At 68.0% G+C, this 20,836-nt stretch carries 16 protein-coding genes and 2 pseudogenes; 4 read left to right on the forward strand and 14 right to left on the reverse strand.

Annotation, left to right across the window (positions count from 1 at the left end; genetic code table 11):
* Positions 1–20: 20 nt before the first annotated feature.
* The 3 genes from J1M64_RS10195 to J1M64_RS10205 are packed head-to-tail and all read right to left on the reverse strand — an operon-like array spanning position 21 to position 2,981.
* Entirely contained in the window at positions 21–2,300 is a 2,280-nt protein-coding gene (locus tag J1M64_RS10195) for a cation-translocating P-type ATPase (RefSeq protein ID WP_206474124.1), read from the reverse strand.
* Positions 2,297–2,650, reverse strand: a complete 354-nt coding sequence (locus tag J1M64_RS10200; RefSeq protein ID WP_206474125.1) for a heavy-metal-associated domain-containing protein — start codon at positions 2,648–2,650, stop codon at positions 2,297–2,299. Before J1M64_RS10200 ends, J1M64_RS10195 begins: the two co-directional genes overlap by 4 nt.
* Positions 2,651–2,696: 46 nt before the next feature.
* On the reverse strand, positions 2,697–2,981 hold the full coding sequence (locus tag J1M64_RS10205) for a metal-sensitive transcriptional regulator (RefSeq protein ID WP_206474126.1): 285 nt from the start codon (positions 2,979–2,981) through the stop codon (positions 2,697–2,699).
* A 95-nt stretch (positions 2,982–3,076) separates the two neighbouring features.
* On the opposite strand from J1M64_RS10205, the gene J1M64_RS19850 reads away from it, so the two are divergent.
* Positions 3,077–3,598: an ATP-binding protein gene (locus J1M64_RS19850; protein ID WP_256820492.1), complete on the forward strand. Its 522-nt coding sequence runs from the start codon at positions 3,077–3,079 to the stop codon at positions 3,596–3,598.
* Between the two features lie 1,289 nt (positions 3,599–4,887).
* Here the strand turns inward: J1M64_RS19850 and J1M64_RS20375 are convergent.
* From J1M64_RS20375 to J1M64_RS10220, 3 genes and pseudogenes are all read right to left on the reverse strand, one after another.
* Positions 4,888–6,969 (reverse strand): annotated as a pseudogene (locus tag J1M64_RS20375) (DEAD/DEAH box helicase); the annotation flags it as partial.
* Positions 6,953–7,723 (reverse strand): Hachiman antiphage defense system protein HamA, encoded by a 771-nt coding sequence (locus tag J1M64_RS10215; RefSeq protein WP_241261402.1) that lies wholly within the window; start codon positions 7,721–7,723, stop codon positions 6,953–6,955. The gene J1M64_RS10215 and the pseudogene J1M64_RS20375, both read right to left, overlap by 17 nt.
* Before the next feature lie 20 nt (positions 7,724–7,743).
* Positions 7,744–8,412 carry a hypothetical protein gene (locus J1M64_RS10220; RefSeq protein WP_206474128.1) on the reverse strand — a complete coding sequence of 223 codons (669 nt, stop codon included), beginning with the start codon at positions 8,410–8,412 and terminating at the stop codon, positions 7,744–7,746.
* 292 nt (positions 8,413–8,704) lie between these two features.
* Here J1M64_RS10220 and istA point away from each other — a divergent pair, with 292 nt between their 5' ends.
* Both istA and istB read left to right on the forward strand, forming a co-directional pair.
* The gene (gene istA / locus J1M64_RS10225) at positions 8,705–10,276 is read left to right on the forward strand and encodes an IS21 family transposase (RefSeq protein ID WP_241261403.1); all 1,572 of its coding nucleotides are present in this window, start codon (positions 8,705–8,707) and stop codon (positions 10,274–10,276) included.
* The gene (istB, locus tag J1M64_RS10230) at positions 10,273–11,055 is read left to right on the forward strand and encodes an IS21-like element helper ATPase IstB (protein WP_206474129.1); all 783 of its coding nucleotides are present in this window, start codon (positions 10,273–10,275) and stop codon (positions 11,053–11,055) included. Before istA ends, istB begins: the two co-directional genes overlap by 4 nt.
* Positions 11,056–11,529: 474 nt before the next feature.
* Here the strand turns inward: istB and J1M64_RS10235 are convergent, their stop codons facing one another.
* The 7 genes and pseudogenes from J1M64_RS10235 to infC form a co-directional block, all read right to left on the reverse strand.
* Positions 11,530–12,693 (reverse strand): ImmA/IrrE family metallo-endopeptidase, encoded by a 1,164-nt coding sequence (locus J1M64_RS10235; RefSeq protein WP_206474130.1) that lies wholly within the window; start codon positions 12,691–12,693, stop codon positions 11,530–11,532.
* Positions 12,680–13,408 (reverse strand): hypothetical protein, encoded by a 729-nt coding sequence (locus J1M64_RS10240; RefSeq protein WP_206474131.1) that lies wholly within the window; start codon positions 13,406–13,408, stop codon positions 12,680–12,682. Before J1M64_RS10240 ends, J1M64_RS10235 begins: the two co-directional genes overlap by 14 nt.
* A 121-nt stretch (positions 13,409–13,529) precedes the next feature.
* Positions 13,530–14,714 (reverse strand): annotated as a pseudogene (locus J1M64_RS10245) (ATP-binding cassette domain-containing protein); the annotation flags it as partial.
* Positions 14,711–15,574, reverse strand: a complete 864-nt coding sequence (locus J1M64_RS10250) for an RNA methyltransferase (RefSeq protein WP_067714052.1) — start codon at positions 15,572–15,574, stop codon at positions 14,711–14,713. The gene J1M64_RS10250 and the pseudogene J1M64_RS10245, both read right to left, overlap by 4 nt.
* Before the next feature lie 10 nt (positions 15,575–15,584).
* Positions 15,585–15,965 (reverse strand): 50S ribosomal protein L20, encoded by a 381-nt coding sequence (gene rplT / locus J1M64_RS10255; RefSeq protein ID WP_007630820.1) that lies wholly within the window; start codon positions 15,963–15,965, stop codon positions 15,585–15,587.
* Between the two features lie 69 nt (positions 15,966–16,034).
* Positions 16,035–16,229 carry a 50S ribosomal protein L35 gene (gene rpmI, locus J1M64_RS10260; protein WP_007630819.1) on the reverse strand — a complete coding sequence of 65 codons (195 nt, stop codon included), beginning with the start codon at positions 16,227–16,229 and terminating at the stop codon, positions 16,035–16,037.
* A gap of 92 nt (positions 16,230–16,321) precedes the next feature.
* Positions 16,322–16,906, reverse strand: coding sequence for a translation initiation factor IF-3 (gene infC, locus J1M64_RS10265; protein ID WP_082923789.1), 585 nt, complete (start codon positions 16,904–16,906; stop codon positions 16,322–16,324).
* 353 nt (positions 16,907–17,259) lie between these two features.
* Between infC and J1M64_RS10270 the strand changes: the two genes are divergently transcribed.
* On the forward strand, positions 17,260–17,661 hold the full coding sequence (locus J1M64_RS10270) for a DUF1844 domain-containing protein (RefSeq protein WP_067714127.1): 402 nt from the start codon (positions 17,260–17,262) through the stop codon (positions 17,659–17,661).
* Between the two features lie 91 nt (positions 17,662–17,752).
* On the opposite strand, the gene uvrA is transcribed toward J1M64_RS10270, so the two are convergent.
* Entirely contained in the window at positions 17,753–20,833 is a 3,081-nt protein-coding gene (gene uvrA / locus J1M64_RS10275; RefSeq protein ID WP_206474132.1) for an excinuclease ABC subunit UvrA, read from the reverse strand.
* Positions 20,834–20,836: the final 3 nt, after the last annotated feature.

Raw genomic sequence — 20,836 nt, forward strand, 5'->3', positions numbered from 1 at the left:
GCGGTCTCCTTGCGTGGGTGTCAGGCGTGGACGGGGGTGGTGTCGCGGCTGGGCGTCAGGACGGTGGGCGTCGGGGCGGGCAGGAGGCGGAAGCGGCGCAGTCGGAGGCTGTTGGTGACGACGAACACGCTGCTGAACGCCATCGCGGCGGCGGCGAGAATGGGGTTGAGCAGGGCGAGCATCGCGACCGGGATCGCGGCGACGTTGTACGCGAACGCCCAGAACAGGTTGCCCTTGATGGTGCCCAGGGTGCGGCGGGCGAGCCGGATCGCGTCCGGGACCAGGAGCAGGTCGCCGGAGACGATGGTCAGGTCCGCGGCGGTGATGGCCGCGTCGGTGCCGGTGCCCATTGCGATGCCGAGGTCCGCTTGGGCGAGGGCGGCGGCGTCGTTCACGCCGTCGCCGACCATCGCGACCACCCGTCCGGATGCCTGCAGCTCGCGGATGGTATCGAGTTTGCCCTGCGGGGTGACTCCGGCGCGGACGTCCTCGATGCCGGCGTCGTCGGCGATGGTGCGGGCGGCGCCGGGGTTGTCGCCGGTGAGCAGGATCGGGGTCAGCCCGAGCCCGCGCAGTCGGGCGATGGCCTCACGGCTGGTGGGCTTGATGGTGTCGGCGACGCTGATCGCGCCGCGCGCCTGCCCGTCCCACGCCACGACGGTCACGGTGGCGCCCGCGGCCTCGTCGGCCGTGATCGTCGCGGCGAGCTCGTCGGGGATCGCGATCGCCCATTGCCTGGTGATCCAGGTGGCGCGGCCGGCGGCGACCAAGCGGCCGTCGACGATGCCCTGCACGCCTTGACCGGCCTCGGCGGCGAATGACTCCACGGCATCCGTCGGGCCGTCGGCTGCGGCGGTGATGGCGCGGCCGATGGGGTGCTCGGAGCCGTGCTCGAGCGCCGCGGCGAACCGGATCAGCTCCGCCTCATCGGTGCCGGGAGCGGGGTGGATGCCGGTGACGGTCATGGTGCCGGCGGTGATGGTGCCGGTCTTGTCGAGCACGACGGTGTCGATGCGGCGGGTCTGCTCGAGCACCTGGGGTCCGCGGATGAGGATGCCCAGCTGGGCGCCGCGGCCGGTGCCGACCAGCAGAGCGGTCGGCGTCGCCAGCCCCAGCGCGCACGGGCAGGCGATGATCAGGGTGGTCACCGCGGCGGTGAAGGCGACCTCCAAGGGCGCCCCCGCGATCAGCCACCCGGCGAACGCGGCCAGGGCGAGGACAATGACTATGGGGACGAAGACGGCCGACACCCGGTCGGCGAGGCGCTGCACCTGGGCCTTGCCGGTCTGCGCCTCCTCGACCAGCCGCGCCATCCGGGCCAGCTCGGTGTCGGCGCCGACGCGGGTGATCTGCACGAGCAGGCGCCCGCCGGTGTTCACAGTCGCGCCGACCACGCGGGAGCCGGGGGCGACCTCGACCGGCACGGACTCGCCGGTCAGCATCGACTCGTCCACCGCGGACATTCCCTCGGTGACGAGGCCGTCGGCGGGGATCTTCTCACCCGGCCGCACCACCACGACATCACCCGGAACGAGCTGTGCGACGGGGACGCGCTGCTCAGTGCCTTCGCGGAGGATCACTGCGTCCTTGGCGCCGAGCTCCAGCAGGGCGCGCAGGGCCTCGCCGGACTGCCGCTTGGCACGAACCTCGAGGTAGCGGCCGAGGAGGATGAACACGGTCACCAGCGCGGCGACCTCCAGGTACACCTCGTGGCCACCGGCCTGCGGGGTGCCGACGAAGGTGACGCTCATCCGCATTCCCGGCATCCCCGCACCGCCGAAGAACAGCGCGTACAGCGACCAGCCGAACGCGGCCAGCACCCCGACGCTGATCAGAGTGTCCATCGTCGCCGCCCCGTGCCGGGCATTGATCGCCGCGGCGCGGTGGAACGGCCACGCCCCCCACACCACCACCGGCGCGGCCAGGGTGAGCGTGAGCCACTGCCAGTAGGTGAACTGCAGGGCGGGGATCATCGACAGCACCGCGACCGGCACCGCCAGCACCGCCGAGACGATCAGCCGCTGCCGCAGCGACGCCAGCTCATCGTCCCGCGGGATGGTCTGCTCAGCCGTGTCGGGCACAGGCGGGGCTGGGAGGCTCGCTCCGTACCCCGCCTGCTCGACCGCCGCGATCAGCTCCTCCACCGGCACCGGGGCCTCCGAGTGCACGCGGGCCTTCTCGGTGGCGAAGTTGACCGTCGCCTCCACCCCGGGCAGCTTGTTCAGCTTCCGCTCGACCCGCGTCGCGCACGACGCGCAGGTCATCCCGGTGATGTCGAGATCGACGTCCAGCGTGCTCATGAGGCTGCGGCGAGGCTGTACCCGGCCTCCTCGACCGCCTCCCGCACCCGCTCCGCGTCCACCGGGGCGGTGCTGGACACGGTCACCGTGGACACGCCGCCGGCGTGCAGGTCGACCTCGACGCCGGAGACCCCGTCGATCGCGGAGACCTCCTCGGTGACGCTGCGCACGCAGTGCGAGCACGTCATCCCCTCCACCAGGAACTGCGCCGACACCTCGCCCGATGCCGGTTGCGCCGTCGCGGAGGCGGTGGTGTTGGCCGTGGCGGCCTGGGAGGTGGGGGCGCAACAGGCGCAGCCACCGCCGTTCGTCGCCTGCAGGCCGAGGTCCTGGAATCCTTGTCCGGTCATGTTGTGCTCCTTTCGTGAGCGTGTCGATGCGTGTGGTGTGAACGTTCTAGGAGCGGACCAGCCGCGCGATCGCGGCGTTCGCCTCGCGGAGCTTCTCCTCCGCGACCGGGCCGCCCTGCGCGGTCGCCTGCGCGACGCAATGCCCGAGATGGTCCTCCAGCAGCGTCAGCGCGACCGACTCCAGCGCCTTCATCGCCGCCGAGATCTGGGTCAGGATGTCGATGCAGTACACGTCCTCGTCGACCATCCGCGCGATCCCGCGCACCTGCCCCTCCGCCCGACGCAACCGCGCCAGCAGCGCCTGCTTGTCATCCACGTATCCGTGTGCCATCTCAGCCACCTCCGACGTCGATCGTATACCCTCTAGGGGTATAAGGTACTTCGTGAAGAGGATATTCCCGGAGCGGGCAGAGCGAAAGGGCGAACGTGACCAACTGGTACGTCATCACCGGCGGGCCCAGCTCGGGCAAGACCACCACCGTGAACCTGCTGCGGGACCGCGGCTACACCACCACCATCGAGCATGCCCGGCACTATCTCGACCTGCAGCGCATCGCCGGCCGCACCGTCGAGGAGGTCCGGGCGAAGCAGCGGCAGTTCCAGCGCGGCGTCCTGGACATGCAGCTCGCGGAGGAAGCACCCCTCGACCCGGACGCCACCGTGTTCCTCGACCGGGCCGTCCCCGACTCCCTCGCCTACTACCGCTTCCTCGATCTCGAGCCCGACCCCGCCCTGCTCACCGCGCTCGAGCACGTCGACTACCGCACGACGTTCATCCTCGACCTGCTGCCCCTGGCCGCCGACTACGCCCGCACCGAGGACACCGCCGCCCAGCAGCGCATCCACGAACTGCTGACCCAGGTGTACGAAGCGCTGCCCTTGCCGGTCGTGCGGGTTCCGGTCCTCAGCGCCGACGAGCGGGTGCAGTTCATCCTGGACCGGCTCTGACCGCTCTCGCCCGATCGGGATGTCCTGTGCAACGCTTGGGGCCCAGGGCACGGCGTCCCGCTACTCGGCTGATGATCGGGGAGCCACGTCACTGCGGCATCCTCGATCGTGTTGATCCAGGTTCTCCCCGGTGCAGCAGTGCTACGGCCGATGAAACCGACCCAGAGATCGTGAGATGACACAGTCGGCCAGTGCGAGTCGCCTGCGCGTCGCCGGACCTCCTCCGAGTTCATCCACTGGTGAAGCTCCGACACGGTCGTGAAGGCGCCGTCTCCGGCCGTGACCGCGGCGAGAGCACCGGCTCGGGAAGAGAATCCGGCCTGCATGAGCAGCGCGGCCGAACGGTTCAGCGTCCCTGTTTCTAGCGCCGCAACTGCGAGTCCGTGCTGGTCGGTGAGGAGCGCCCAAAGATCGCCGACAGGCTCTTCGTGGGCGGTCGCTCGGACCCGGACCGCTTCCAGCGCCCATGGCAGCCTGTACGCCAGCGAGTCCTCAATGAATTCCAGCGTGTCCGTGACCTCCTCCCCCGCTATCTGCGAGGGGTCCTCACCGCGAAGCCAACCAGCGAGGACGCCTTCCCAATGTGGAGGAAGAGCGCGGGGCGCGAAGGGGTGAAAGCCGAATGCGATCCTGGCGAAGCTCGTTAGGGCATCGATTGCGGTATCGGGGTCGCCGATTCGGATGCCCTCGTCTGCGTCGCGCAGGTACTGCTCCAAGATGCTGGCGTGCTCATCGAGTTGGCGTCCGGTCTCGAGACCGACCCCCGCAAGGAAGTACCCTCGGCGCTGTGCCGCAGTTGACTGGCTCCAGAGGAAGCGCGCACGCGCGGTCAGACCGGCTCGAAGCGCTGTCTGAACGGGCTCCTGCCGTCGAGCCAAGCTCCTGGCCCAAAGGGACGAGGCGAGCACGTCATCGAGAGCCCCCTCGACTCCGTCCTCCGCAACCGCGGAATCGTTGAGCAGACTGAGGAGGGCGTTGTCGAGGCTAGCGAGCTGCGAGCGCCACGCAGTTCGGGAACGCTCAGCTTCCTCCTCGCTCTCGGCCGCAACTTCTGGGTAATCCCACGCCGCTGTGCCGGCGACGTATTCCAGCAGCGCGTCCAGGTTCCGGAGACCGTGCTTGGCCTGCATCCGGGCGAACAGGTTCACCACCAGTTGCATTAGGCCGCTTTCCATGTCGCGCAGAGCCGTGTCCTCGACCAGCTGCCTCCAGTTCCGCCTCCCTCGGGACACGTCCTTGAAGATTGGGTGGACGACGAGGCCGACGGAGTCCACGAACGCTCGGCCGGCTCTGCCGACGATGTTGCGAAACTCAGACGCCTTGATCAGTTCCCGGTTGCGCCAGAGGCTGTGCATTACGAGCGCGCTGGCGGAGAGGTTGAGTCCCTGGGCGAGGGTCGGTGAAGAGACCGTAACCTTCAGCGTTCCTCGCTGTAACAGCCTTTCAACCTCTCGTCGGTAGGGTGCGGGCAGCGATCCGTGATGAATCGCTACGCCGAGTCTCAGACAGGCGAGGATCGGGTGATCTCGGCCGAACCATTCCTCTCCGATCGTGATGGCGGAGGCGAGGTCGCCCGGATCTCCTTCGAAGACACTCCCGAGTGCTCCGCGGGCATGAAGGTCGACGATGACTTTGGCAAAGGCGTTCACCGATGACTTGAGTGGGCAGAAGATCAGGACGGTCTGCCCGTCGTCGACGAGCCGCCAGGCGGTAGCCAGCGTCAGCTCCTGCGGATCCTTGGGGAAGGGCGTCGTCCTGCGACCGATCGGTGGAACGAAGGGTTCGAGGAACCGGGGCACAAAGGGCTCCTCGTCTCCCACGATGATGCTCAGGCGGGCTCGATCGCCTTGCCAAATCACTTCGCCATAGCGAAGTTTCGTCGGCCGCCACGAGCTCGCGATGAGACCGTCGGGTTGGTCATCGGTGAGCCAGTTGACGAAGTCCTCGACTTCGTCTCCGTCTGGCAGGATCGCCGAGAGGCAGATGATACGTCTGGTGGCCGCATCCTCACGGCGCAGCAGTCGTTGTACCTGAACTTCGTATCGGACCTCACGTTCATCCGCCCCGATCATGTGCCCCTCGTCGAGGACGACAAGCCCTACGTCGTCGAGGAGTGTTGGGGCGTTGCGCAGGGCGAAGTCGAGCTTCTCGGGAGTGGCGACGACGATGTCCCTCTCTCGCAGCAAGTCCTCGTCGGCGCTGCTGGCCCCGATCGCGCCGTAGAGGGATGTGACGGTCTTCCCCAGAGGGGTGAAGGTGCGTTGCAGGGCCGTTTCGGTCTGGGCTGACAGCGCCCGCAATGGGGTTACGAACACAACCCGCCGGCCCTCGGCTAGGCACGCGAGGATGCAAAGTTCGGCAATCCGGGTCTTGCCGGCGCTCGTCGGGAGAGACAACACCAGGTTCTCGCTGGTGTTCAGCACCCGCTCTGCGGCGGCGAGCTGCGACGGCCATAGGTCGATCTCCGAGCGTCGCCTCCGGAAGAGGGAGGCGATGAACGTCGCACGCAGCCGTGCCCAGTCGCCACCATCACCGTCGATGGGACCGTCCGGGAGCAGGCGATGGAAACTGGCCTCCCAGAGGCCGCGGAGTAGGTGAATCGCAAGTCGATGGCACCACCAATGCGGAACCATGTTCAGTTCGCTGGCGGCTCCTAGACCGACCTGCAGTGTGCTGAGGGCCTCATCCAGCAGCGCTTGCTCACCCCGCTGGAACGCAAGCAGCGCCATGCTGATCGCACCGACGAACGCGTCCGTCAGTGCGAGGTCGACGACGTCGATGACATCGGTGTCGCCGCTGTCAGCGTCCTGGTCCTCATCGCTCGTGGGCTCGAAGAGCCCGCGCAACGTCTCAACCAGGTTGGCGTCTGCTGCCACGTCCTCGTCGCGGTGGCTCAGGATGAGCGCGTCCAGGGTGTCGAGTTCTCTGCGGATGATGTGGATGAGGGATCGCTCGCCAATCGTGACTTCACCGGAATCGAGCGCTGTCTGAAGCAGCGAGTATGCCCGCGCGGAGTAACTGCCGAGGTGGTAGGCGGCTGCGGCGACGACACGGTGGAAGCCCCGTTCGCGCGAGTTAGGTCCTCTGGCGATGACTGATTCGATGGCTGTGGCTGCGCCCTCGAAGGCGCGTTGGGCGAGGCTTTGCGACCCATTCGCCTCCACGAGACGTAGCCCCAGGCCCAGGAGCGAATAGCCGTAGGAGAGAAGGTCGTAGCTGAGTAGCTGATCGAACGCGGGCGCGTCCTCGGGCAGGACGCCGTCACGCCAGATCATCGACCGGGCTTCGCCGCGCGCGAGAAGCTGTTCGCGAAAGCCGGGGGTGGTCGCCTCCTCGATCGCGGCCTCAATGTCCTCAACTGTCTCGGGCATTGGCGATCGCTTTCGAGTACACGTTCGCGATGAACGCTTGATGCTGTGAGACCTGCAGGCCGACGGCGAGGCGCTTTACGCCGCCTCGATATGCGGTCGTGTTTGTCCGAAGGAGGTTGCGTGGGTCGTTGCCCGTGAAGGTGAAGAGCAGTTGCACCACCTGCCGTTGGCTGATCCCTGTAGTCAGTTGAGCGTCGTCGACAAGGTTCGCCAATGCATGCTCGCCGAGTTCGTGGAGTCGGTCAGCGACGAAGCTGAGAGCGTGAGGCGATGGGCGTCCCCGATCGCGTCTGAGCGCAAGGTCCGCGTCTGTGACCGTCGCCGTTCCGAGCGTCGCACGGCTCTTGGCTTCGCCCTTCAGCAATTCGAGCGATCCGTTGGTGGCCGCGCGCACCCCAACCAGGTCATCGCCACGCATCGACATCTCGCGGTGGTCCTTCCACCGCAGGCGTTCCACGACTCGAAACCCCAGCTCAAGCGCCGCGTACTGCGCTCCGATAATCTCTCCGAGGTCGCCCGAGCGGGTGCGCTTGCTTGTAGGGAGCTTCCCTTCCAGGTATTCGGCCGCAGCAGGCTTCCCCAGATCGGCGAGGATCGCGGCGACGCGGTCCGGACCCGTGTACTGGTTCGGGATCTGTGACGCAGCCCAGTCGACCCCCGACCCGATGGTCGCCGACGAGGCAACCATGTGCACCATCGCGTGCCGCCTCAGCGGCTCGCGCGTGGAAGTCGTCCACGAAGAAAGCGGTGCCATCCCTCAATCGTGGCAGAGGCTCAGCTACTGAAACTGTCTGACTCTAGGTAGGCGAGGACGCTGTGCATCGCGAGGATCGCCTGTGTGGCGTCGGGTTGCTCGACCCGCGTGTCGCCCTCATGGACGGCGATGTGGCGCTTCCCGTACAGCGCATCACCCGCAGCCGCAATGTCAGCAGGAGCGTTAGCGAGCCGGCGCTTCACGTCGGGCCCACGTCCGCCGCATGCCGTCTCGACAGCGAGTCGCGCGGCGAGCACGGCCTCGCGGTAGCGGCCCGTGTCGAAGTGCGTCTGTGCCGTACGTGCGTGCGCCTTGGGCGCTGACTCATCCATGAGCTCACGGAACGCGTCCCTGTATGCGGTGTCGGGCGTCGGGCCAAGCAGATAAGTGAGCTCGGCACCGTCGTTGAAGAGCAGCACGTCATAGGAGTCCGTGGCCGCACCTCCGGAAACCAGCACGTAGTCGTCGAAGCCGTCCTTCTGGTAGACGTTCGGCATGTGCGAGTCAGCACCTGTGAATTGCGGGCTGCTGAGGAATGTGAGCAAGTGATCCTGGTCCCTGCCGTACATCTCGACCTTCCGGCCGGTGACCTTCTGGCGAAGACGCAGACCAAGGCCCCCGCCATCGACCGGGTACTCCTCGATGTAGGCCCACACGGACGTCGGAGGAGATGCGACGTCCGCCGTCACGATGTGGACCTTAACCGAGAAGCCCTCGAACGCGACAGCTATCTCGTGAGCGCCTTGTTTCACAATCGGCGCGGAGATGGCGACGTACTCCGCGCGACTCCGTGGCTCAACGAGTGCTAGCGGCCATGCCAATCTCCCTGTAGGCGGACACGTACTTCCCTGCTGACGGTCAGTTGATCTCCCTGTCCGTGGCCAAGGGATCGGGCCGTGTCGGTCCCGCGAAAAGCGCCCCTCCGGGGATGTGCTCGAGGTCTTCGACCACCTTTCGAGCGCTGTTCCACCGGAGGGACGCATGAAGAAGTCTGACAGGGAGATCATGGAAATTCTGGAGGCGTACGACGCCACTGAAAGTGCGCACTCCGCCGCACAGTTGGCGGGTGTGGATCCCAAGACCGTGCGGCGGTACGTCGCCGCTCGTGACCAGGGGCGTCCGGTGACCGGCGCGGGCCGCCGTCCGCGGATGCTCGATGAGCACATGCCCAAGATCGAGGAGTGGGTCGAGCGCGGCAACGGCAAGATCCGCGCCGATATCGTCCACGAGCGGCTGGTGGCCATGGGGTTCACCGGCACCGAGCGCACGACCAGGCGGGCGGTGGCGCAGGTCAAGGCCGCGTGGCGGGCCGGGCATCAGCGCACCTACCGGCCGTGGATCACCGAGCCGGGCCTGTGGCTGCAGTTCGACTGGGGCGAAGGGCCGAAAGTCCCCGGCCCGGACGGGGTCCTGCGCTCGACGTTGCTGTTCTGCGCCTGGTTGGCGTGGTCCCGCTTCCGGGTAGTCATCCCGGTGTGGGACCAGAAACTGCCCACGCTGATCGCTTGCCTGGATGCGACCCTGCGCCGCATGGGCGGGGTACCGACCTACGTGCTGACCGACAACGCCAAGACGGTCAGCGTGGATCACGTCGCCGGTGTGCCGGTGCGTCATCCGCAGATCGTCCAGGCCGCACGTCACTACGGCACCCAGGTGCACACCTGTGTGCCGTTCGATCCGGAGTCCAAGGGCGGCACCGAGTCCACCGTCCGGTTAGCCAAGGCCGATGTGGTGCCCACCGAGGCGAACCTGCGGGAGCAGTACGGCTCCTTCGCCGAGCTCGAGGCAGCATGCGAGCAGTTCTGCGCCAAGGTCAACTCCCGTAAGCATCGTGAATCGGCAAGGGTCCCGAATGAGGCGCTGATCGACGAACGCCGTCGTCTGCACGTACTGCCGGCGGCGCCCCACACCATGGCGCTGGGCCAGACCCGCACCGTGGGCACCGATCAGACCATCCGCTTCGGGTCAGTGCGCTACTCCACCCCGCCCGGGCTGGTCGGCGCTGAGGTGTGGGTCCGCGCCGACGGCATGGACCTGGTCATCGTCGCCGACCTCGACCGGCTGCCCGTGGCCCCGGACTGGGTCGCCGATCGGCGGGGACTGTGCGAGGTGGCGCGGCACCACTTGTCCACCCCGGGCACGCCGCGCATCGATCTGGGCCACTACCCCAATCACCCGCAGGAGCCCGGCGGGGCACCGCGCCCACCCCGGCCCAAGGCTCGATCCCAGGCCGAGAAGGAGTTCCTGGCCTTGGGCGATGGAGCCCAGTCCTGGTTGATCGAGGCCTCCGCCGCCGGGACCTCGCGGATCCGGGCCAAGATGGTCGACGCCGTCGAGCTGGCCGCCCTGGTCGGCGCCGACGACGTGGACGAAGCATTGGGAACCGCCGCCGCGGCCGGACGGTTCGCCGACGGCGACGTCGCAGCGATCGTCCGGCACCTGGCCACCGGCGCGACCGGTGCGGACCTGGTCATCGCCGACGAAGCCCACTCCGCTCAGCCCGGCACAGGAGCCTGGGCCGGCTTCGGCACCCGAAAGGACACCGCCCGATGAGCACACCGACCACCACGCCGGCGGTGCCACTGCCCGAGGACCTGACCGCAGTACTCAAACGAATGCGCATGCCCTACCTGCGGGCCGCCGCCCCCGAGGTCCTGGCCACCGCCCGGGCCCAACGCTGGGACCCCACCGAACTGCTGCGGGTCCTGCTCGCCGAGGAGATCCGCGGACGAGACCAGGCCACCAAAGCCGCCCGCCGCAAGGCCGCCGGACTCCCAGCCGGCAAGACGTTCGACTCCTGGCGCGAAGCCGACTCCTCCATCCCCGCGCCGACCCAGTCAGCGCTCGCCGGACTGGAATGGGTCCACCGAGCCGAGAACCTCGCCATCAGTGGCCCCTCAGGCACCGGAAAGACGCACTTCGTCGAGGCCCTGGCCCACAACGTCATCGACGCCGGCATGCGGGCCTCCTGGTTCACCCTCGAATCGCTGACCGAAGCCCTGGCACGCGCCAACGTCGACGGCTCCGCCGGCAAAATCATCGCCCGCATCACCCGCGCCGAGCTCATCGTCGTCGACGACATCGGGATGCTGCCCGCAGGTCAAGCCGCCGCAGAGGCGTTCTACCGCCTGGTCGATGCCACCTACGAACGCCGCAGCCTGGCGGTCACCAGCAACCTACACCCCGCGGGATTCGACACCTTCATGCCCAAAACCCTGGCCACCGCCGCCGTGGACCGACTACTGCACCACGCCCACGTCATCATCACCGAGGGCACCTCCCTCCGGCTCGCCGAAGCCACCGCCGGCAAGGGGGTGGTCCCATTGCACTAACCGACCACCAGGGAGATCAACTGACCGCGCACAGGGAGATCAGCTGTCCGCGAGCAGGGAGATGAACTGACCGCCCACAGGGAGATCCCAATGTCCCTTGACAAACGAGGCCGCCTCCATGCGCGTAGCAGTCCTGCAGAAGGTTCGACAGCGGCGCGAATGACCTGAACATCTGGTTGTCCGTCAGAACGCGCACGAGCCGCTTGGTTGACTTCTCGCGAAGGCGGAGGTCCGGTGCGCCGACCGCGTTCTCGAACCGCTCGACGTAGCACTTGACGATGCCGGAACTCTGGGCGCTACGAGCAGTCACGCCCGCTGCCCGAGCAGCTCGCCGGGTCTTCGAACTTGATCGGCTCATCCCTAATCCTCCGTCTCGCGGCTGCCGAATCCCATCGCCGCTGGGCGACGTCGTTGCCTTTCCGGAGGGCCGTCATCTGCGCGCTAATCCTCGACCTCGACGACACCATTCCAGCCCTATTCGGGTGAGGGATCGGTGACCAGCTTCAATGTCGGCCTGGGATCGTCGACACCCAGGACTTCGCGCACACGTGCCGGGTGCCATCGCAGCTCGCGGGCGAGGTCTATCTGCGCGAAGCCGATTTGATCGGCAAGCCGGGCAGCCTCGGCCAACATCGACGGCACCTCACCCGGATATGCGTTCACCGGCTCGGGCGCGTCCAGTGAGGAGCTGCGCAGCTGGTTCAGCTTCTGGTAGCCCCGACGGATCGAAGCGTCGGAGACCGTACCGGTCTCCTTCATCCGTAGCAGCAGCGAATCCACCGACACACCCCAATGCCGCGAGAGCTCATCGAGCCGCGAAAGGTTCACGGTCCGCGGCAGCAAGTTCACAATCTGGGAACGTGGAGTCAGGAACTCAGCAGCGAATTGATCGGCTTCTCGCTCCTGCTGCTGGTCACCTGGAACGGCCTCGCCGTGCAGGAGCAGGTGCCCCAGCTCGTGGGCGACCGTGAACCGATAGACGAACACCGACTTCGCACGCTCGGGCGTCACCACGATGACCGGGCGAGCCAAGCGAGACGTCGAGAACGCGCCGACTCGGGCTACGTCGGCGTTCGCCAACGTCAGCAGGCTCACGACGATCCCGTGCGATTCCGTCAGCGCGACCAGATGCTTGACCGGCTTCACGCCCAGGCCCCAATGCTCGCGAAGCGCCTGCGCCGCGGAAGCGGGATCCGCTTGCTGCCGATCCACCACCGGCAAGTCGACATCTGGGAACCGGACCTTCTTCTCTAGCGCGAACGTCAGCTCCCAGACCTGTTCAATGAATGCAATCGCCTTGGATCGATCCCGCGCGGTGGTCGAGCGCAGGCTCCGGAAATGCGCCTCCGAGCCGTCGACGCGGCCGATCGGTCGACCCGTGGCGAAGTAGTCCACCGGAACATCGAGCTCGCGCGCAAGCACCGGCAGCAGGTCGCGGCGCGGCGTTACCACTCGCGACTCGTACTGGCCGATCGCCGCAGGCGTGACTCCGACTAGCTCGGCGAGCTTCGCCTTCGACAAGCCGGCCGCGAAACGCGCCTGGGTCAGACGAGCTGGGTCGAACGCGTCAGCGACGGCGTCGAGATCGGGACGGTCGGCTGTTCCAAGAAGAGAGAAGAGGGTGTCACTGTCGTCCATCAGCCTCTCCGTCCGCCTCGTCGCGCTTCACCCCCAGATCCGGGCGCGGGATCGGCCCGTCGGAGAACGACTCGTCCGTCAGGTCCACATCCACCAGGGAGCCCGCGCCTACTTCGAGCAGCGATTCCATCGACGCGAAGGTGAGGTAGCCGTCGCTTCCCAACGTCGCCTCACCCCAGTCGACGCTGTGGAGCGCGAACGGGTTGCTCGCATACGGGACGACGACCACGCGGGAGTGGGTCGACAGCGCCTCCTCGAGCGCCTTGCTCTCGGCGTCGACCAGCTCCCGCTCTTCCTCGGTCAACTCGGGGTGCTCGAACTCGATGTCCAGACGCTGCTGGGTCGATTCGCGCTCCTCACCGAACAGCGAGACCCGCGTGTCCGAGACGGCGAACGGGCGCGAGCCGATGTCCGTGGACCGCTCCCGCGCGAACCGCCACGGGAACAGGATCACCCCGTTGAACGCGACCAGTTTGTATCCCCGGCGCGGAACGATCTCAGCCGAGGGCAGGCGCCCAAGCACCGTCACGAACTCGTCCAAACACTTCCGCCAGATCTGGCCATACACGCCGGTGTGCTTCATCTCGGCCTCGGCCTGCGCGTTCGCCATCTTCTCGTGGCAGTCGCGGATGATGGACGAGATCTGCTCTCGCACCAGTACGCCGTCGGCTCCCAGCGTTCGCAGCGCCCACGCGTGCCCCTCGTCGATCGCCACAGTGGGCTCCCTTCATCCGGATACCCCGAACGTAGCATATCGCTTTAGTTTTCGACGCCAATCGCTCACACGGAGCTGTCGCGTGTCGCCGACGCGGGGTCCATTGGGGTCAGAGATGCCATGTGGTATTGCCCGAGCCGTTGGAGCCGCTGATGAGGATCCGGTCCCCGGCATCGATCTGCAGGGTCACCGGGCCGAGGACGAAGTCGCCGCGGCGCACGACGGCCTCGGCGAGCACGGCCACCACGGAACCGGAGCGGGGCGCCGTCGCGATCTCCATCTGGAGCTCCCACTCCTTGCGCGGTTCGGCGACCACCTCGAGGCGTTCCATCGCCCGCTCGGACTGGGAGATCTTGGCGGCCTGCTTCTCGGAGCGCTGGCCCGCCCGGTTCCGGATGTGCTTGTCGCGCTCCGCGTCCTTTCCGCCGGTCTTGCGCATCGTGTTGCGCACGCCCTTGTCCAGCCAGGATTTCTGTGTCTGCACGCGGTCCTTCAGCTGATCGACCCGGCCCGCGTACTCCTCGTAGGCGTCGCGGGCCCGTTGCCGTGCCAGCGCCCGTTCGGCGAGGTATGCCTCGTAGCCGCCGTCGAAGACGGCGATCTGCTGCTGGGCCGAGTCCAGTTCGACGATGCCGGTGACGCACCTGGCCAGGAACTCGCGGTCGTGGCTGACCACCACCATCGGGCGCCGTTCGGCCTGCATGAACTCCTCGAGGACGGCCAACCCCGCCAGGTCGAGGTCGTTGGTGGGCTCGTCCAGCAGCAGGATGTCGTACTGGCTGAGCAGCACGGCGCCGAGGTTCACGCGGGCGGCCTGCCCTCCCGACAGCGCCGACATCGGCAGGTCCGGGACCGTGTCGTCGAGCCCCAGCCGGGCTGCGGTGACGGGGATCCGCTCGTCGAGGTCGCCACCGCCGAGCGCCAACCAGCGCTCCAGGGCGTCCCCGTAGGCGTCCGCGGCGGAGTCGGAGTCCGCCATCTGCTCCGCCAGCGCGTTCATCCGCGCGAGCGCGTCCGCGACGCCGGTGACGCGGTGCAGGAAGTCGCGAACCACCTCGTCGTCGTCGCGCTCCACCTCCTGTCGGAGGAGCCCGACTGTGGCGTCCGGCGGGCTGAGGGTGAGCTGTCCCGTCATCTCGGCGACGGGGTCGCCGGCCAGCGCGTGGAGGAGAGTGGACTTTCCGGCGCCGTTAGGTCCGGTGAGGCCCCAGACGTCTCCGGGTGCGACGACGAGGTCGAGCCCGTCGAACAGGGTCCGCGCCCCGCGGGTGGCGCCGAATCCGCGGGCGGTGAGGGTCGCGGTCATGATCCCGCCAGCAGCCGGGCGCTCGTGTGGAGGCAGATGGAGGCGGCGGTGACGATGTTCAGGCTCTCGGCCCTTCCACGGATGGGGATACGGACGCGGAGATCCGCGCGCGCGGCGAGGTGCTCGGGCACCCCGTGGGCCTCGTTGCCGAAGATCCACGCGGTCGGCTCGGCGAGGGCCTCGTCCGCCCGCTCGACGTCCACTTCGCCGTGGGCATCGGCGACCGCCACCTGCAGTCCCGCCCGGTGCGCCCGGTCGATCAGGTGGTCCTCGGCGATCCGCCGCACGACCGGGAGATGGAACAGGCTGCCGGCGGACGCCCGGACCGCCTTGGGGTTCTCCGGGTCGGCCGCCCCCTCGGTGAGCCAGACCGCGTCGGCCCCGAGCGCGTCCGCGACGCGGACCAGGGTGCCGACGTTGCCGGGTTCGGACAGCGCCTGGCCGACGGCGACCAACCGGGGCTGCGGTTCGGTCCCGGACGCGGGCCCGTCGGCGACGGGATCCCCGGTCGCCGTGCGCGCCACGGCGCGGCACAACGCGACGATGCCCGTGGGGGTGACCGTATCCGAGAGTCCCTTCAGGGCCCGGTCGGTCGCCACGGACACCGGGATCCCGGCGGAACGGGCCGCGTCGACCAGGCCGGCGAACCGGTCGAGCGCGTCGGCGGTGCAGAAGATCTCGACCGCGACGCCGGTGGCCACCGCCGCCTCGACCGAGTTGGTCCCCTCGGCGAGGAACCGGCCGGCCTCACGCCTGGCGGCGGCGCGGTGGAGCTTGGATGCGGAAACGACCCGCGGGGTCCGTTCGGTGAACGGATCCGCGGGTCGTCCCGTGCCCTGTGCGGGCGGAGTGTTCGTCAATTCGCGGGTGTCAGGCAGCCGGCGCGTTGACGTCGGCCGGAAGCGCCTTGCGCGCGACCTCGACCAGCGCCGTGAAGGCGGCCGGGTCGGTGACGGCGAGGTCCGCGAGGACCTTGCGGTCGACCTCGACGCCCGCGAGCTTGAGGCCCTGGACGAAGCGGTTGTACGTCATGTCGTTGGCGCGGGCCGCGGCGTTGATGCGGGAGATCCACAGCTTGCGGAAGTCGCCCTTGCGCGCACGACGATCGCGGTAGCTGTAGGTCATCGAGTGGAGCATCTGCTCCTTGGCCTTGCGGTACAGCCGCGAACGCTGTCCGCGGTAGCCCTTGGTGGACTCGAGTACGGTCCGACGCTTCTTCTGGGCGTTGACTGCCCTCTTCACGCGTGCCACTGATCAATCCTCACTGGTTTGGGCCGGTCGCTCGTGGGCGACCGGAAGTCTCTTCGGTGGTGGGAGGGCTCAGAGCCCGAGAAGCCGCTTGATGCGGGGGACGTCGGCCGGGGCGACATCCGTACGGCCGTCGAGGCGACGGGTGCGCTTGGTGGGCTTCTTCTCCATGATGTGGCGACGGTTGGCCTGCTGGCGGACCAGCTTGCCGGTTCCGGTCTTCCGGAAGCGCTTGGCGGTGCCCTTGTGGGTCTTCATCTTCGGCATGATCGGTCTTCCTCACATGGTTCGTCCCGGAAGGCCCGGTGGGACCTCGGGTGTGCGGACGTCGGGCGTCCGTGGTCTGGGCGGCGGAGGGCCTATTCGGAAGCGGGGTCCGTGACCTTGGACTCCTGCGCCTTGGCGCGGGTCTTGGCGCCCTTGTGGGGGGCGACGACCATGGTCATGTTGCGGCCGTCCTGCTTGGCGCTGGTCTCCACGTATCCGTACTCGGTGATGTCGTCCGCCAGGCGCTGGAGCAGACGGAAGCCCAGCTCGGGGCGGGACTGCTCACGTCCGCGGAACATGATCGTGACCTTGACCTTCGAGCCCTTCTCCAGGAAACGGACGACGTTCCCCTTCTTGGTCTCGTAGTCGTGGGTATCGATCTTCGGACGGAGCTTCTGCTCCTTGACCACGGTCTGCTGCTGGTTCTTCCGCGACTCGCGCTCTTTCTGCGCCGCCTCGTACTTGAACTTTCCGTAGTCCATGATCTTGCAGACCGGCGGGCGCGCGGTGGGCGCGACCTCGACGAGGTCCAGATCGGCCTCCAGGGCCAGACGAAGTGCATCCTCGACGCGAACGATCCCCACCTGCTCGCCCCCGGGGCCGACGAGTCGGACTTCGGGGACACGGATTCGTTCGTTGATACGTGCTTCGGCGCTGATGGGCCCTCCTCGGTAGATGGTGCTCTGTCGCGACCACTGGCGCGGTCGCGCATCCGCCCTCGAGGGACCCCGGGCCACACCGGGTACGCCGGTGAAACCGAGAAGGCCCCACGGCAGGGATGCCGGGGGCCTCTCACTCCTCACCCGTCGACGACGAGACTTCCGCGGTCGCTCGCGGCCCCTCGTCGGGGTGGTGACCATCAAACTGCCTTCCGGCGTCGGATGGTGGGAGATCGGGCTCCTCTTGGACGATGGAACCCACTACGTAGCGGGTTCCCACAGTCGGGAGTTGACTGTACCAGTCGTCGGCGTTGCCCCCAAACCGGTGGCTGGCGACACGATATCGACCGGTCCGTGGGACAGTGTTCGGCATGACCACCGACCAGCCCGCCTCCACCGACCAGGCCGCCGCCGAGAACCTGCTCGAGGGGCACCTCGACGCCCGCGAGGTCGAGGTCGTCGATCTGGCGGACGTCGCCGCACAGGAGATCATCTTCCGTTCGATCGTCGTCCTCATGAGTGCCGCTGCTGAGAAACTGGGGCTCTCCGACGACGACCCCTCCGCCAGCCCGCGACTGGATCTCGACGAGTCCCGCAAGCTCATCACGGCCCTCGCCGGCCTGGTGGCCGGGTCGGCCGAACACCTGGGGCCGCAGGCCCGGGTCGTCAAGGACGGTCTACAGGGGCTGCAGCGCGCGTTCCGCGAGGCCAGCGCGTACCCCGATGAGCCCGGCGAGGGCCCCGGCGAGAAGTTCACCGGCCCGGTCTACTGACCGCGCCGCGCTGACCGCGCCGCCCACTGACCGCGCCGCGCTGACCCGACGGGCCCCGGTCCGGGGCCATCCGTCCCGGACCGGGAAGCCGTCAGCGTAGGGCGCGCGCCTTACGTGCTGCCTTCGCAGCGGTCTTCTTGGCCGTCGCGGACGCCGCTGACCCCGCCTCGGCGGTCTTCTCGGCCTGCTTCTTCGAGGACTGGTTCGTCGTGGTGACAGCCTTCTTCGTCGGTGACTTCCTCGCCGACGCCTTCTTCCCCGTCGTCTGCTCGGTGACCACGCACTCCCTCGCGTCCTCGTCCTCCCCGTCGGCCACCCCGGGGAGCACTTCGGCAAGGAAACGGCCGGTGTGGCTCCCGGGTACGGTCGCCACCTGCTCCGGGGTGCCTTCGGCCACGACCGAGCCGCCCCCGGCACCGCCCTCGGGCCCCATGTCGATGACCCAGTCGGCGCTCTTGATCACGTCGAGGTTGTGCTCGATCACGATCACCGTATTGCCCTTGTCGACCAGCCCCTGGATCACCAACAGCAGTTTGGTGATGTCTTCGAAATGCAGGCCGGTGGTCGGCTCGTCGAGGATGTACACCGTCCGTCCGCTCGACCGCTTCTGCAGTTCGGCAGCCAGTTTGACGCGCTGGGCCTCACCACCCGAGAGCGTGGGGGCGGGTTGACCCAACCGCACGTATCCGAGCCCCACCTCGGTGAGGGTCTTGAGGTAGCGATGGATCGAGGTGATCGGCTCGAAGAACTCGCACGCCTCCTCGATGGGCATGTCCAGCACCTCGGCGATGGTCTTGCCCTTGTAGTGCACCTCCAGGGTCTCGCGGTTGTACCGCGCCCCGTGGCACACCTCGCACGGCACGTAGACGTCCGGCAGGAAGTTCATCTCGATCTTCAACGTCCCGTCACCTTGGCAGGCCTCGCAGCGCCCACCCTTGACGTTGAACGAGAACCGGCCCTGCTTGTACCCGCGGACCTTGGCCTCGGTGGTGGCGGCGAAGAGGGTGCGGATCTTGTCGAACACGCCGGTGTAGGTGGCGGGGTTGGAGCGCGGGGTACGACCGATCGGCGACTGGTCCACCTGGACGAGCTTGTCGAACCCGTCCACGCCGTCGATCCGGGAGTGCCGGCCGGGCACCTGCCGGGCCCGGTTGAGCTGATTGGCCAGCGAGGTCGCGAGGATGTCGTTGACCAGGGTGGACTTGCCCGAGCCGGAGACGCCGGTGACCGCGCACAGCACGCCGCCGGGGAAGACCACGTCGACGTTCTTGAGGTTGTTCTCCCGGGCGCCCTTCACGTGCAGACGCTTGTCGGGGCTCGGCGCGCGCCGCTTGTCCGGGATGGCGATCTGACGACGCCCGGCGAGGTAGTCGCCGGTCAGCGATTCGGAGTTGGCCAACAACCCCTTGTAGTCGCCCGAGTGCACGACCCGGCCCCCGTGCTCACCGGCGAGCGGCCCGATGTCGACGATCCAGTCCGCCGAACGGATGGTGTCCTCGTCGTGCTCCACCACCAGCAACGTGTTACCGAGGTCGCGCAGCCGGACGAGGGTGTCGATCAGTCGCCGGTTGTCCCGCTGGTGCAGACCGATGGACGGTTCGTCCAGGACGTAGAGGACGCCCGCGAGACCGGATCCGATCTGCGTGGCCAGGCGGATTCGCTGGGCCTCGCCACCGGACAGGCTGCCGGCGACGCGGTCGAGCGACAGGTAGTCCAGCCCCACGTCGAGCAGGAAGCCCATCCGTGCCTGGATCTCCTTGAGGACACGACCGGCGATCATCGCCTGGCGTGAGTCGAGTTCGAGCCCGTCCAGGAACGCAGCACAGTCCTCCACGGACATGCGGCTGATGTCGGCGATCGAACGCTCCGTGCCCCCGGGGCCGGCGAGAGTGACGGCGAGGATCTCGGGCTTGAGCCTCGTGCCGTCGCATCCCGGGCACGGCACCTCGCGCATGTAACCCTGGTAGCGCTCCTTCTGCGACTCCGATTCGGTCTGGTCCAGGCGACGCTTGAGGAACGACATCACGCCCTCGAACTTGGCGTCGTAGGTCCGGACGCGGCCGAACCGGTTGCGGTACTGCACCCGGACCTTGGTGGGGGCGCCGCCCATCACGGCCTTGCGCACCTTCGCGGGCAGGTCCTGCCACGGGGTTCGGAGGTCGAAGCCCATGTCCCCGGCCAGGCCGGTCAGCAACTGCTGGAAGTAGTCGGCGCTCTGGCCACCCGACCATGGTGCGATCGCGCCGTCGGCGAGCGACCGCTCGGGGTCGGGAACGACCAGGTCCGGATCCACCTCGAGGTGGGAGCCGAGACCGTCGCACACGGGGCAGGCCCCGTAGGGGTTGTTGAACGAGAACGCGCGGGGCTCCATGTCGTCCAGCGCGATCGGGTGTCCGTTCGGGCAGGCCATGTGCTCGGAGAACCTGCGGTGCCGGGCGGGGTCGGAGTCGTCGAGGTCGACGTACTCGATCACGATCACGCCGTCCGCCAGCCCCAGAGCGGTCTCCACGGAGTCGGTGAGCCGCTGCCGTGAGGACGGCTTTGCCGCCAGTCGGTCCACGACCACCTCGATATCGTGCTTCTCCTGCTTCTTCAGGACGGGCGGCTCGGCGAGCGTGTGCAGCTCGCCGTCCACCCGCACACGGCTGTAACCGTCGGCGGCGAGCTGGGCGAAGAGGTCGACGAACTCGCCCTTGCGTGTCCGGACGACGGGGGCGAGCACCTGGAACCGGGCACCCTCCTCGCCCTCCAGGATCTGGTCGACGATCTGCTGCGGGGTCTGACGGGATATCACCTCCCCGCAGGTGGGACAGTGCGGAACCCCGGCGCGGGCGTAGAGCAGGCGCAGATAGTCGTGCACCTCGGTGATCGTGCCGACGGTCGAGCGGGGATTACGGTTGGTCGACTTCTGGTCGATCGACACGGCCGGGGACAGCCCCTCGATGAAGTCGACGTCCGGCTTGTCCATCTGCCCGAGGAACATCCGGGCATAGGAGGACAGCGACTCGACGTAGCGGCGCTGGCCCTCGGCGAAGATGGTGTCGAACGCCAGCGAGGACTTGCCGGACCCTGACAGTCCGGTGAACACGATCAGCGAGTCGCGGGGGACGTCGATATCCACGCCCTTGAGGTTGTGCTCCCGTGCGCCGCGGACGACCAGACGGTCCACCATGGG

This window comes from Dietzia sp. KRD202 (genome assembly GCF_017168155.1).
GTDB lineage: Bacteria > Actinomycetota > Actinomycetes > Mycobacteriales > Mycobacteriaceae > Dietzia > Dietzia kunjamensis.